This is a genomic window from Roseomonas nitratireducens (assembly GCF_017813355.1).
GTDB lineage: Bacteria > Pseudomonadota > Alphaproteobacteria > Acetobacterales > Acetobacteraceae > Neoroseomonas > Neoroseomonas nitratireducens.
On the sequence record NZ_JAGIYZ010000009.1, the window covers coordinates 37,525 to 50,610 of the forward strand.

General features: G+C 68.5%; 13 protein-coding genes. 6 read left to right on the plus strand and 7 right to left on the minus strand.

The window, feature by feature from the left end; genetic code table 11:
* Positions 1–2: 2 nt before the first annotated feature.
* The 5 genes from J5Y09_RS10655 to J5Y09_RS10675 form a co-directional block, all read right to left on the minus strand.
* The gene (locus J5Y09_RS10655) at positions 3–971 is read right to left on the minus strand and encodes a Bug family tripartite tricarboxylate transporter substrate binding protein (RefSeq protein WP_209351744.1); all 969 of its coding nucleotides are present in this window, start codon (positions 969–971) and stop codon (positions 3–5) included.
* Positions 972–987: 16 nt separating this feature from the next.
* On the minus strand, positions 988–1,494 hold the full coding sequence (locus tag J5Y09_RS10660; protein ID WP_209351745.1) for a GAF domain-containing protein: 507 nt from the start codon (positions 1,492–1,494) through the stop codon (positions 988–990).
* Positions 1,491–3,056: a D-aminopeptidase gene (locus tag J5Y09_RS10665; protein WP_209351746.1), complete on the minus strand. Its 1,566-nt coding sequence runs from the start codon at positions 3,054–3,056 to the stop codon at positions 1,491–1,493. The genes J5Y09_RS10660 and J5Y09_RS10665 overlap by 4 nt, the downstream gene beginning before the upstream one ends.
* Before the next feature lie 33 nt (positions 3,057–3,089).
* Positions 3,090–4,334, minus strand: coding sequence for an aminopeptidase (locus tag J5Y09_RS10670; RefSeq protein ID WP_209351747.1), 1,245 nt, complete (start codon positions 4,332–4,334; stop codon positions 3,090–3,092).
* A 297-nt stretch (positions 4,335–4,631) separates the two neighbouring features.
* Positions 4,632–6,497 carry a ribonucleoside-diphosphate reductase subunit alpha gene (locus J5Y09_RS10675; protein ID WP_209351748.1) on the minus strand — a complete coding sequence of 622 codons (1,866 nt, stop codon included), beginning with the start codon at positions 6,495–6,497 and terminating at the stop codon, positions 4,632–4,634.
* A 290-nt stretch (positions 6,498–6,787) separates the two neighbouring features.
* Here J5Y09_RS10675 and J5Y09_RS10680 point away from each other — a divergent pair, with 290 nt between their 5' ends.
* From J5Y09_RS10680 to J5Y09_RS10700, 5 genes are all read left to right on the plus strand, one after another.
* Entirely contained in the window at positions 6,788–7,765 is a 978-nt protein-coding gene (locus tag J5Y09_RS10680; RefSeq protein ID WP_209351749.1) for a Bug family tripartite tricarboxylate transporter substrate binding protein, read from the plus strand.
* Between the two features lie 103 nt (positions 7,766–7,868).
* Positions 7,869–8,714, plus strand: coding sequence for a universal stress protein (locus tag J5Y09_RS10685; protein ID WP_209351750.1), 846 nt, complete (start codon positions 7,869–7,871; stop codon positions 8,712–8,714).
* Between the two features lie 129 nt (positions 8,715–8,843).
* Positions 8,844–9,896 (plus strand): ribonucleotide-diphosphate reductase subunit beta, encoded by a 1,053-nt coding sequence (locus J5Y09_RS10690; RefSeq protein ID WP_209351751.1) that lies wholly within the window; start codon positions 8,844–8,846, stop codon positions 9,894–9,896.
* 54 nt (positions 9,897–9,950) lie between these two features.
* Positions 9,951–10,625 (plus strand): SCO family protein, encoded by a 675-nt coding sequence (locus J5Y09_RS10695; protein WP_209351752.1) that lies wholly within the window; start codon positions 9,951–9,953, stop codon positions 10,623–10,625.
* 103 nt (positions 10,626–10,728) lie between these two features.
* Positions 10,729–11,016, plus strand: a complete 288-nt coding sequence (locus tag J5Y09_RS10700; RefSeq protein WP_209351753.1) for a hypothetical protein — start codon at positions 10,729–10,731, stop codon at positions 11,014–11,016.
* A gap of 16 nt (positions 11,017–11,032) precedes the next feature.
* On the opposite strand, the gene J5Y09_RS10705 is transcribed toward J5Y09_RS10700, so the two are convergent.
* Positions 11,033–11,764 (minus strand): tRNA1(Val) (adenine(37)-N6)-methyltransferase, encoded by a 732-nt coding sequence (locus J5Y09_RS10705; protein WP_342451454.1) that lies wholly within the window; start codon positions 11,762–11,764, stop codon positions 11,033–11,035.
* On the minus strand, positions 11,761–11,973 hold the full coding sequence (locus J5Y09_RS10710; RefSeq protein ID WP_209351754.1) for a putative signal transducing protein: 213 nt from the start codon (positions 11,971–11,973) through the stop codon (positions 11,761–11,763). Before J5Y09_RS10710 ends, J5Y09_RS10705 begins: the two co-directional genes overlap by 4 nt.
* Here J5Y09_RS10710 and J5Y09_RS10715 point away from each other — a divergent pair.
* The gene (locus tag J5Y09_RS10715) at positions 11,875–13,086 is read left to right on the plus strand and encodes a polyprenyl synthetase family protein (RefSeq protein ID WP_209351755.1); all 1,212 of its coding nucleotides are present in this window, start codon (positions 11,875–11,877) and stop codon (positions 13,084–13,086) included. The genes J5Y09_RS10710 and J5Y09_RS10715 overlap by 99 nt on opposite strands.

Sequence of the window (13,086 nt, forward strand, 5' to 3'; positions counted from 1 at the left end):
GCTCAGGACGCCTCGATGCCGAGGCGCCGGATCAACGCGCCCCACTTCTCAGCATCGGCGACAAGGCGGCGACCGAAGGCGTCCGTGCTCTCGACGGCCATCTCCACGCCCATCCCGGCAAGCCGGTCCTTGACCGCTGGAAGCTCCATGATGCGGTTGAGATCGGCGTTGAGGCGACGCTGGAGCGCCGGGTCCATGCCCTTCGGGCCGAAGGCGCCGTACCAGACGGCCATCTCGTAGCCCGGCACGGCCTCTCCGACGGTGGGGATGGATGGCTGGCGGCTCCAGCGCGCGGCCTCCGTCACGCCGATCAGGCGAAGGCGGCCGCCATCGACATGCGGCATGGTCTGGGTCGCGGCGCTGAACAGAAGCTGGGTCTGCCCGGCGACCGTGTCCGTCACCGCCGGCTGTCCGCCGCGATAGGGAACATGGACCATCCGGATGCCGGTCATGCTCTCGAACAACGCGGCGCAGAGATGGTTGGTCGAGCCGGGACCGGCGGAGGCGTAGGCCACCTTCTCCGGGTTCGCCCGGGCATGGGCGATGAATTCGGGCACGCTCTGCGCCGGCACCGATGGATGGATCACCATGGTGTTGACGGCGAAGCCCAGCATCGCGAGCGGCGTGAAGTCGGCGACCCCGTCGAATGGCATGCTGCGCATGAGGGCGTGGTTCATCGCATGCGTGGACATCGACCCGAACAACAGGGTGTGGCCGTCGGGCGCGGCCTTGGCGACCAGGTCGGACCCGACATTTCCGCTCGCGCCGGAACGATTCTCCACGAGCACGGGCTGACCCAGCGCCGTGGCGAGCGGTTCGGCGACGATGCGCGCGAGGATGTCGGTCGTGCCGCCAGGTGCCCAGGGGACAATGAGGCGGACGGGCCGCGTGAACGCCCCCTGCCCCAAGGCCGGCGCGGCGGCCAGAAGGGCGGGTGTCGCGAGCAGGTGGCGGCGAGCGATGCGTGTCATGGCGACCTCCGGCTGATCAGGGGCCATCGATAGCGAGCATGGCCGGCACGGCAAGAGCGGCGAACAACATGCCGCGAACGGCACTCTCCTCCGCGAAATGTCCTTCCGCATGCAGCAGGTTGACCGTGCCAAGCACGGCGCCGTTCCAGCGGACCGGCAGGTTCATGGCACTGGCGAGTCCCATCGCCGCGATGCGCTCATGGTCGGGATAGGCCCAGGCGATGTCGGCCGCGCTCCGCCCGATCCAGGGCTCGCCCTGCCGCAAGACGCGCTGCGCCCAGGGGTGCGCCCAGTCGACCGGCTTGTGGCCCGAGACCGGATAGGCGGCGGGATCGCTCGTGAAGACCCGGCGGTTTCGGCCCGCCGCGGGATCGTGCCGCATCACGGTGAACAGGCGGTGGCCGATGGCGGCACGGGTCGCCGCTTCCAGCGCGCGGAAGGTCGCATCGGGCTGGCCCGCCAGCGTTCCGGCGGCCGCGACGGCCTCAAGGGCCTGAACCAGGTCGGCAAGGTTGCCCATCATGCGGCAACTTTCGCGTAGGTCAGGCGGCGGGCGAGCCAGCAGCCGACCTCGACATCCGCGATCCGTCCATCCGTCGCGCGGCGGAAGGCGAGCGTCCAATCCCCCGGGGGCGTGTGGTCCAAGGCCCGCGGGCATGGCAGCGTCCACAGATCCTGGCCGATCGGTTCGAGCAGCTCCATCCGGCCGCGTCCCAGCATGCCCTGGAACGCGCCGTAGATGGCGCCACCCGCTTCGGCAACCTCGAGTTCCGCACCGAGTTCCGCGCAGCGATAGCGACCGGCGATGTCCGGTCGCGCTTCGCCCGACCACGGAACGAGCGTGCTGGCCTGGTTCTCCTGCGGACGCGCCATGCTCAGGCCGCCGGCCTCAGAGCGGAGCAATGTGCGGCCATTGCCGGCCGACCCGTCGCGCCGGATGTCGAGCCGCTCCGCCACATGGCCGTAGCGCAGGCGGACACGCCCGGGCCCGGCGCTGTCGACGCGCACAGCCAACCCGGTCTGCGGTTCCCGCCACGTGCCGAGCCATGGCGGTGTCGGCAGGTCGTCGATCGGCGTCGGACGCGACGCGTCCAGCACGGCGGCGAGCAGGTCGAGCGCGGCGGCGTGTGCGTCGGACAGGTGATTGAACATGACGACGATCGAAACCCGTTCCGCAGGCACATACAGCCGATGGCTGCGCCAGCCCCTCAGCGCGCCACCATGTCCGAAGATGGCCCTGTCGAATTCCGTGCCGCGCGCTAGGCCGAATCCATAGCTCGCCGGCACGCCATTCGCGAAGGAGACAGGCGCGGCGAGCCTGCCCGGCAGCGACTGCGCGTCGTCGCGCATGGCATCGATGTGCCGTTCCCAGGCGATCATGTCGTCGAGCGATGCGCCGAGCCCGGCATCGCCGGTCCAGAGGATCCGGTTCTCGGCGGCGCGGACGCCGTTCGCCTGGCTTCCCTCATAACCCTCCGTCCCGTCCGGCATGGCGCGGGTATCGGCCGCGAGGAAGGCGGTCTCCATGCCGACACGCGCGAAGATGCGACGGCGCAGGATATCGGCGAAGGTCGCGCCTTTGCGCTCCTCCAGCAGGTCGGACAGCAGGCGGAAATTCTGGTTCGCGTAGGAGTATCGCGTGCCGGGCGCGAAGTGCAGCGTGCGCGTGCCGGACATGACGGCCTGCGCCTCATCCGTGCCGAAGGGCGCCTCCACCGGCGAACCGTGTAGCATCGCGACGGCCCAATAATCCCTGAGCCCCGACTGGTTGTGGCAGAGATGCACGACGCCCGGCACGGGCCCTTCGAGCAGCGGCAAGCGCGCCTTCAGCGCGGCGTCGAGCTCGGACGGGTCGGGCACCGCGTCGAGCAACGCCGCGCAGGTGAACTGCTTGGTGATGGAGCACATCCGGAACAGGGTGTGCGGCGTGAAGGGTATGCGCCGCTCTGCGTTGGCCCAGCCCCAGGCATGGCGGGCGAGGATCTGCCCGTGCCGCAGCACGGCGACAGCACCGCCGGGACCAGGATAGGCACGCGGCAGCGCGGCGATGGCGGCGTCAAGACGCCGAGACAGTGATCCGGGCATGGGCCGAACTGTCGCGCCCGGACGCCGCTGCGTCTAGCGCACCCATTCACCCCGGCGCATCAGCGGTTCGGCCGCTCCGTCCGCAGCGATTCCATCCACATCCGTCTCGGCCGATCCGATCATCCAGTCGACATGGATCAGGCTGCGGTTCGCGCCGCGCGCAGCAAGCGCCTCATCCGACAAATCCTTGTCGGTGAAGCATTTGGAATAGGCCTGGCCAAGCGCGATGTGGCTCGCCGCGTTCTCGTCGAACAGCGTGTTGAGGAACAATACGCCGCTGCGGGAGATCGGATTGGAATCCGGCACGAGCGCGACTTCGCCAAGACGCCGCGCGCCTTCATCGGTGCCGATCATGCGCCGCAGGACCTCGGCGCCCGTGCTGGCCTCGGCGTCGACGATCACGCCGCCCTCGAATCGCACACGGATGTCGCGGATCAGGGTCCCCTGATAGGCCAGCGGCTTGGTCGCGGCGACGACACCTTCGGTCCGAGCGGCGTGGGGTGTCGTGAAGACTTCCTCGGTCGGGATGTTGGGATTGCCGGTCAGTCCGTTCTTCGCCGTGGTCAGCCCGCCCATCCAGGCGTGACCATCGGCGAGGCCGACACGCAGGTCGGTGCCGGGACCGCGGAAGTGCAACGCCGCGTAGCGCCGTTCGTTCAGCATGTTCCGCCGCGCCATCAGGCCGGCATTGTGCGCCGCCCATGCCGCCACCGGGTCGGCCGCATCGATACGGGACGCTGCGAAGATCGCATCCCACAGCCGGGCCATTGCCACGTCCTCGGGCGTGTCGGGAAAGACAGCCCTGGCCCAGGCCGGTGTTGCCGCCGCGACGAGCGCCCAGTTGATGGTGGAGGTGGAAATCAGGTCGAGCGCCGGACGATAGGCCCGCGACCTGGCACGATTCGCGCGAGCGATCTTGTCGGGATCCTGGCCCGCGAGAAGCGACGGATCCTCGCCGACGATGGCGAGCCGCGCGGCGCCGCCCCGGAAGGCAGCAGCCATGCCGTCGAACAGCCAGCCTGGCGCGGAGTCGAAGCTCTCGTCGGGTGCAAACCGGTAGCGCGCCAGCGCGGCCTGGTCGTCAGCGAGCAGCGTGGTCACGAGGCGCGCACCGGCACGGTAGGCGTGCTCGGTGATGCGCCGGGCCAGGTCGAGGGCCTCGACCGAGGCGGTCATCACGAGTTCCTGTCCGGGCGCGAGGCCGAGCCCGACCTTGACCGCGACCTCCGCCAGGCGATCGAGCCGTTCAGCATGCGCAATCGCGCCTTCGCCGGTCATTGCGTCATCCATTGTCGCTTCCCGTTCCCTTCGGCGATCGATTAGGGGCGGGGCGCGTCGCCCGCAAGCGCCCTATGGCCGCTTCGACGCCGTCGTATGGGAAACCTGATGGGGTCGGCTCTCAGTCTGGGTCGCGCGAAAGACGGCCCCTTGGATCGTTCCGTATCGGGGCACGGCCTGCCTGCACGGTCGCGTAAGACGAAAGACCCACCGGACGGGTGTCCGATGGGCCTTCGATTACGAAGCGTCACGCAGTTGCGTGGCGGGCAGTCCGGACATGCCCGCCTCGCGGCGGCGCTACTGGCAGGCGAGGCATTCCTCGTAGTTGTTCGCGTTGCCGGAAGGCTGTGCGGCGGCGAGAGGCAGTGTCGCCTCGCGCTCCATCGGAACATGCGCCGCCATGATGTCGCCCTGCCCCACGACCTTCTCGCTGATCGTGTCGGCGCGCTGGATCGACAGCGAGCGGCAGTAGTAGAGCGACTTCACGCCCTTCTTCCACGCGCTCATGTGGATCTGGTGCAGGTCGCGCTTGTGGACGTTGGCGGGCAGGAAGATGTTCACCGACTGCGACTGGCAGATATAGGGCGTGCGGTCGGCCGCATGCTCCACGACCCAGCGCTGGTCGAGTTCGAAGGCCGTCTTGAAGATCGCCTTCTCGTGCTCTGTCAGGAAGTCCAGGTGCTGGACCGATCCCTTGGTGACGGTGATCGTCGTCCAGGTCTCGTCGTCGTCGCGCCCGTGCTTGGCCAGCACCTTCTGAAGGTACGGGTTGCGCACGATGAAGGAGCCGGACAGCGTCTTGTGGTTGTAGACATTCGCCGCGATCGGCTCGATTCCGGGGCTCGCGCCGCCGCAGATGATGCTGATCGAGGCCGTCGGCGCGATCGCGATCTTGTTCGAGAAGCGCTCCATGAAGCCGTACTCGGCCGCGTCCGGGCACGGTCCGCGCTCCTCCGCCAGCAGGCGGGACGCCGCGTCCGCCTGCTCGCGGACGTGCTTGAACATCTTCTTGTTCCACACCTTCGCGACGACGGACTCGAAGGGGACGTTCATCTTCTGCAGGAAGGAGTGGAAGCCCATCACGCCGAGGCCGACGGAGCGTTCCCGCATCGCGCTGTACTTCGCACGCGCCATGGAATCGGGTGCGGTGTCGATGAAGGACTGCAGCACGTTGTCGAGGAACCGCATCACATCGGGAATGAACTGCGGTTCCTTGTGCCACTCGAACCAGGTCTCGCAGTTGAGCGAGGAGAGGCAGCAGACCGCCGTCCGCTCCTCGCCATGCTGGTCGATGCCCGTCGGCAGCGTAATCTCCGAGCAGAGATTGGAGGTCTTCACCTCCAGCCCCGCGAGTTTGTGGTGCTCCGGCCGCGCGCGGTTCACGTGGTCGGAATAGATGATGTAGGGCTCGCCGGTCTCGATGCGTGCCGTCAGGATGCGGATCCAAAGGCTGCGGGCCGAGACCTTCTTCATCAGCGCCCCGTCCTTCGGGGACACCAGGGCCCATTCCTCGTCGGCCTCGACCGCGCGCATGAAGGCGTCGGGGATCAGCACGCCGTGGTGGAGGTTCAGCGCCTTGCGGTTCGGGTCGCCGCCGGTCGGGCGACGCATCTCGAGGAATTCCTCGATCTCGGGATGGTTTACCGGCAGGTAGCAGGCGGCCGAGCCGCGGCGCAGCGAGCCCTGGGAGATGGCGAGCGTCAGGCTGTCCATGACGCGGATGAAGGGAATGACGCCGGAGGTCTTGCCGTTCCGGCCGACCTTCTCGCCGATGCCGCGCAGATTGCCCCAGTAGGAGCCGATGCCGCCGCCCTTCGCCGCGAGCCAGACATTCTCGTTCCACAGGCCGACGATGCCGTCGAGGCTGTCCGACGCCTCGTTGAGGAAGCAGGAGATCGGAAGGCCGCGCGTCGTGCCGCCATTGGACAGCACCGGCGTCGCCGGCATGAACCACAGGCGCGAGATGTAGTCGTAGATCCGCTGCGCATGGGCTGCGTCGTCGCCATAGGCGCTCGCGACCCGCGCGAAGAGATCCTGGTAGGATTCGCCTGGCAGGAGATAGCGGTCGTCCAGCGTTGCCTTCCCGAAATCGGTCAGCAACGCATCGCGCGAGCGATCGACACGGACCTGCCCATGGCCCTCAAGCTGCACAGCGTCGAACACGGATAACCCCCCCGGTAGAACGGCCCCCCCACGGGCCACGAGACTCCCGTCCCGCGAGCGCATTTAGGCGCGGAACCCCGCTCCGCCACAAGATGTAGTCTTGCAACACTGTTGTCACCACCAGATCGGGTGCCGCAGGAACCTCTTGCCAAGGACCAGCGAGACGTTACAGGAGATTACGTGTTCCCGTTTCGTTCATAAGGGTGCTGCCGCGATCCGGCGCAAGGCCAGACTTTTCCACAGGCCCGATCCACGGCACGCTTCCCCGCATACCGCCTGGAGCCGCGCCCATGACCCTTCGCCCAACCCGCCGCGTACTGCTTGCCGCGAGCCTGCTGCCGGCTCCGGCCCTCGCCCAGGCACCCTGGCCGACCCGTCCGGTGCGCATCGTCGTGCCCTTCGGCACCGGCGGCGGCACCGACATCACGACCCGGCTCCTCGCCCCGAAGCTGGCCGATATCCTCGGCCAGCCCGTGGTGATCGAGAACCGGCCCGGCGCGGGCGGGGTCGTCGGCACGGACTACGTCGCGAAGCAGCCGCCCAACGGGGAGGTCTTCGTGCTCTCGACCCTGTCGCCGATCGCGCTTGCCCGCGGCCTTCCCTCGCCCGTTCCGTTCGACGCCAGGCGCGATCTGGTAGCGATCGCCCCCACGGTCTTCGTCCCGATCGCGCTCGCCATCACCACGCGCAACTTCGCGCCGCGCACCGCGACGGAGTTCGTCGCCGCCCTGCGCGCCGCGCCGGGGCGCTTCCAGTATGGCTCATCGGGCATCGGCACCTCCGGGCACATCGCCTCGGCCACCTTCTGCATCCGCACGAACACGCAGGCGGTCCACGTGCCCTATCGGGGCGGCGGGCAGGTCTTCACCGCCCTGACCGCCGGGGAGATCCAGTTCTGCTCGGATATCCCCTCGCTCCTCAAGGGCATGCATGAAGGGGGGCAGGCGCGGGTGGTCTTCGTCGCCACCGATCGCCGATCCTCCCTGCTGCCCGACGTGCCGACGGCGGCCGAGGCCGGCATCCCGGACTACAAGGCCTATTCCTGGTACGGCTTCTTCGCCCCAGCCGGGACGCCCGAGGCGATCGTCGCCCGCATGGCGGCGGCGACGGACCTGGCCTTGGCCGACCCCGCCATCGCCGGCCGCTTCGAGGACATGGGCACCCCCGCGATGCGCGGCTACACGCCCGCCCGCTTCGCCCAGTATGTGCGGGAGGAGATCGACTACTGGGAGCCGGAGGTCCGCGCCCTCGGCATCCGCGCCGAATAGAATGATGGCCGGCGCAGATTGCGCCGGATCAACGCCATCGCCGGCACAGCGCGGAATCCTCGCGTCCGACGCCACGGCCCGGGGCCGGGCGCTGGAGGATTCGATGCCATACCGGGACCTGCTCGTTCACCTCGACGCCAGCGCGCAATCGGCGCAGCGCCTCGACCTCGCGATGGACCTCGCGCGGCGACACGATGCCCATCTCACGGCCCTTTTCGTCGTCGACGTCGCCTTCCCAATGGTCGCTATGGCCGATGCCGGCGGCGGGGCGGCGCTCGGGGGGCTGATGGAGGAGATGCGCACCGCGGCGATCGAGGATGCGCGGCGGGTCGAGGCCGTCTTTCGCGAGCGCGCCACGCGTGATGGGGTGCGCGGGGAGTGGCGGTTGGCCGAGGGCATGCTGCGCGAGGAAATCGCGCTCCATGCCCGCTACGCCGACCTCGCCATCATCGGGCAGGAGGACCCGGAGACGGCCGCGCCGGGCACCGCGGGAATGGTCGGCGACGTGCTCTTCGGCGCCGGGCGCCCGGTTCTGGTCGTGCCCTATGCCGGCCGCTTCGTCTCGGTCGGGACCCGCGTTCTGGTCGGCTGGAATGCGAGCCGCGAAGCCGCCCGGGCGGTCAACGACGCCCTGCCCATGATCGCCGGGGCCACCACGACCTGCGTCCTTGCCGCCAACCCCGAAGGGGGCATCGCCGGCCATGGCGAGGAACCGGGCGCCGACATCGCGCTGCATCTCGCCCGCCATGGGCTTTCCGTGACCGTCGAACACCGCTTGGCACCGGATGTGCCCGATGCCGACCTGCTGCTGAACCATGCCTCCGACATGTCGGCGGACCTCCTCGTGGTCGGGGCCTATGGCCACTCCCGACTGCGCGAATTCGTCCTCGGTGGCGTCACGCGCACCCTGCTGCGGCAGATGACCGTCCCGGTCCTGATGTCGCATTGACGAGGCTGCGCGAGTCGATGGGATAGCCTTGCGGTGCGGCGGCCTCCCACCAGATGTTGCGGCGAACGATTGCCGACGACACCAGTTCTGGTAGAAGCGGCATCACAGCATCAGCGGGGGATGGCTCAGATGGCCGATGGGATCGCGACCGACGAACTGCCTGTGAAGTTCGATCTGCTCACCTCGAACCCGGTCTACAAGCCCTTCCGGTATCCCTGGGCCTATGACGCCTGGCTGACCCAGCAGCGAATCCATTGGCTGCCGGAGGAAGTGCCGCTCGCGGACGATGTGAAGGACTGGCAAAAGAATCTCACAGAATCCGAGCGGAACCTGCTGACGCAGATCTTCCGCTTCTTCACCCAGGCGGATGTCGAGGTGAACAACTGCTACATGAAGCACTATTCGCAGGTGTTCAAGCCGACGGAAGTGCTGATGATGCTGAGCGCCTTCTCGAACATCGAGACGGTGCATATCGCGGCGTACTCCCACCTGCTCGACACCATCGGCATGCCGGAGATCGAGTACACGGCCTTCCTCAAGTACAAGGAGATGAAGGACAAGTACGACTACATGCAGACCTTCTCGGTCGAGAGCAAGACCGAGATCGCCAAGACGCTCGCCGCGTTCGGCGCCTTTACAGAAGGCCTGCAGCTCTTCGCGTCTTTCGCGATCCTCATGAATTTCCCGCGCTTCAACAAGATGAAGGGCATGGGGCAGATCGTGTCCTGGTCCGTGCGCGACGAGACGCTGCACTGCTTGTCCGTCATCCGGCTGTTCCGCACCTTCGTGCAGGAGAATCCGGAGATCTGGACCGAGGAGTTCCGGCGCGACCTCTACCTCATCTGCGCCACCATCGTGGACCATGAAGACGCCTTCATCGACCTCGCCTTCGAGCTCGGCGGCGTACAGGGCCTCGATGCCGAGGCGACGAAGAAGTACATCCGCTTCATCGCCGACCGTCGCCTGCAGCAGCTCGGCCTCGACCCCCTCTACAACATCGAGAAGAACCCGCTGCCCTGGCTCGACGAAATGCTGAACGCGGTCGAGCACACCAACTTCTTCGAAAATCGCGCCACGGAATACTCCAAGGCGAGCACCGCCGGGACCTGGGAAGAGGCCTTCGCGGACAGCGTCTTCTCCACGCCCCAACCGGAAGGCGCGATCGAAGGCGTCCGTCACTGAGCGTTACGCGGGGCGCCCTTGCGCGCCCCGCGCCGCGGTGCGTATCAGCCGCGCATGATCCGCGTCGTCCGCATCGCTTCACTTGTCCTCGCACTTCTCCTTGGCGGGCTCTGGGCGTTCGCCTGGCTTGGGCGCTCGCCCAATGAGCCCATCGCCGACGCGTTCCTCCGCCGCATCGCCGCGCTGACCGGCATGGAGATGCCGGCGCCATCCGCCGGCGGCATCCAGCTGGCGCAGGGCGTGGCGCTTGGCGGGCCCTTCACCCTCGTCGATCACACCGGCCGCACCGTGACCGACCGCGACTTCGCGGGGCGCGCCGTGCTGCTGTATTTCGGCTACGCCTACTGCCCGGATGTCTGCCCGACCGAACTGGGCACGATCGCCGCGGCCTTGGATGCGATGGGCCCCGCGGGCGAGCGCGTGACGCCGGTCTTCATCACCATCGACCCCGAGCGCGACACGCAGGCGGCGCTCGCCGACTACGTGTCCCGATTCCATCCGCGCATGGTGGGCCTGACCGGCACGCCGGAGCAGATCGCCCAGGCCGCCCGCGCCTATCGCGTGTACTACGCCAAGGTCCGCCCGCGTGACATGGGCGACTACCTGATGGACCACTCGTCCTTCATCTATTTCATCGGCCCGGATGGTCGCGTGAGAAGTCTCTTCCGGCCCGAGACCACACCCGAGGCGATTGCCGGCGCCGTGGCTGCGCAACTGCGCGCTTTATGAGACGCGGGGTTCCGCAACCGGGCGGCAATGGCTATGTTCTCCGTGCCGCGTGTCCGAAGCCCCCCGAAGGGCGCGACGGCGGAACGACGAAGGGGCAGGCTTGATGTCTTTCGAGGATTCAGATGGCGCGCAGGGCGCCGAAGGTGGTCGTGGCGGCGGCGCTACGCCGCGCCATACCCGACGTCTGTCGGACAAGATCCTCATCGCGTTCCACCACGCCTGCGACCAGGGTGATTTCGAGGTGGCGGAGGATCTGCTCCGGATTCTCGAAATGATGCTGACGCGCCGGCCAACCGCGCCGGATTCCAACAGACGCAAGAACCTCGAGAGCCTTGTCGCCGCGCATGAGCGACTCTGGCTCCTCCGCCATCCGGAAGTGAAGGACCAGTAGGTCAGCGCGGGCGGCGTCAGCCCGGCCCGAGCGGAGCGGCACCCCGGAGCACGTCCTCGACGGCCAGCGTGAAGGTCCCGTCGGCAAGGTGCAACGCCAGGGGCGGCAAGATCCGCGCCGGGCCCTTCGCCCCCTTGCGCCCGCGCAACAGGACTCGTTTCGCTTCCATCCCATCCCGCGGCACGAGCGGCAACAGCAGCGTTGCGCCCATGCCCGCCCCGCGCAGTGCGGCGATGCCGGCATCGAAGCGCGCCGCGGGCAGGATCATGGATGCCGTGCCGCCCCGCTTCAGGCCGGCCGCCAGGAACGAGGCCCAGGCATCGAGCCCGGCATCGGATTCATGTGTCGCGGCGCGGCGGATCGCCCCGGGCGGTGGCGTGCCACCAGGCCAGAACGGCGGATTCGCCAAGGCGTGGTGGAAGGGCCCAAGCGACCGGGCCATGGCAGGGTCAGCGACGTCCCCGTCTTCCACCCGCGCGGTCACGCCATTCGCAGCGGCATTGGCCCGCGCGAGCGCCGCCATGCTGGGCTCTCGCTCCACTGCCGCGACATCCAGCCCTGGAACGCGTGCCGCGAGGCAAAGAAAGGCGGCGCCGCTTCCGCATCCCGCTTCCAGCACCCGCTCGCCGGATCGCGCCGGGACGAAGGCCGCGAGCATCACGGCGTCCAGGCCCGCGCGAAATCCCTCCCGCGGCTGGCGCAGGCGGACGCGACCGCCGAGCAGCTGATCCTCGGTCGTCTCGCTCACGCCATGGCCTCGCCGGCCTCCACAAGGACGGCCAGCGCCCGCGCCTCGTCATCCGTCGCCACGGCGAGGCGCCGCGGGAAGGCGCCGATGCCGCCTTCCACCGCACTGATATGGGCGTCGAGCACGATCGTCTCGATGCCGGCGTCGGCAAGCAAGGCACGGAGGAAACTCAGCCTGACCGGATCCGTCGTGGTGGCGACAATGCGCATCGCAAGTCCATTTCCCTTGATTTTCCGCCGCTTGCCGCCCCGGCGGGCGGCGCCTATGGTGCCGCCCGCACCAGGAGCAGAGCAAGGGTGAGCGCAACAGCATCGCCACGCGTCGCCCCGCCGGCCGCGCGGGGCGAAGACGCGCTGACCAAATTGATCGCGCTTCTGCGCGACGACCTCGAAGCCTGCAACCGCGTCATCGTCGAGCGGATGCAGAGCGACGTCGCGCTGATCCCGCAACTCGCGGCCCACATCGTCGCCGCGGGCGGCAAGCGCCTGCGCCCGCTGCTCACGCTCGCCGCCGCGCGCATGTGCGGGTATCGCGGGGATCGGCACGTCGGCCTCGCCGCCTGCGTCGAGTTCATCCACACCGCGACCCTTCTGCATGACGACGTCGTCGACGAGAGCGCACTTCGCCGCGGCCAGGCCTCGGCCAACGCCCTGTTCGGCAACAAGCCCTCGGTGCTCGTCGGCGACTTCCTGTTCTCCCGCGCTTTCCAATTGATGGTGACGGACGGGTCGCTCGAGGTGCTGCGAATCCTGTCCGAAGCGTCCGCCACGATCGCCGAGGGCGAGGTTCTGCAGTTGATGACGCAGAACGACACCACGACGACCGAGGCGCAGTACCTCGCGGTGATCGAAGGCAAGACCGCGGCGCTCTTCGCCGCGGCAACGGAAGTCGGCGCCGTCGTGGCCGGCCAGCCGCCGGCAGCGCAGGCGGCGCTCCGGGAATTCGGCATGGCGCTCGGCGTCGCCTTCCAGCTGGTGGACGATGCGCTCGACTACAGCGCCGACCAGGAAGCGCTGGGCAAGACCGTCGGCGACGATTTCCGCGAGGGCAAGATCACGCTGCCCGTACTGCTCGCCTTCGCGCGCGGCGACGATGCGGAGCGCGCGTTCTGGCGCCGCACGCTCGAGGATCGGGACCAGTCAGACGGCGACCTCGCCCAGGCGCAGGCGCTGATCGCCCGCCACCGCGGCCTTGCCGACACGATCGGACGTGCGCGGGCCTATGGCGACCAGGCGCTCGCAGCGCTGGCGGGCTTTCCGGACGGTGCCGAAAAGCGGGCGCTGGCCGATGTCGTCGATTTCTGTATCGAGCGCGCGCGGTAG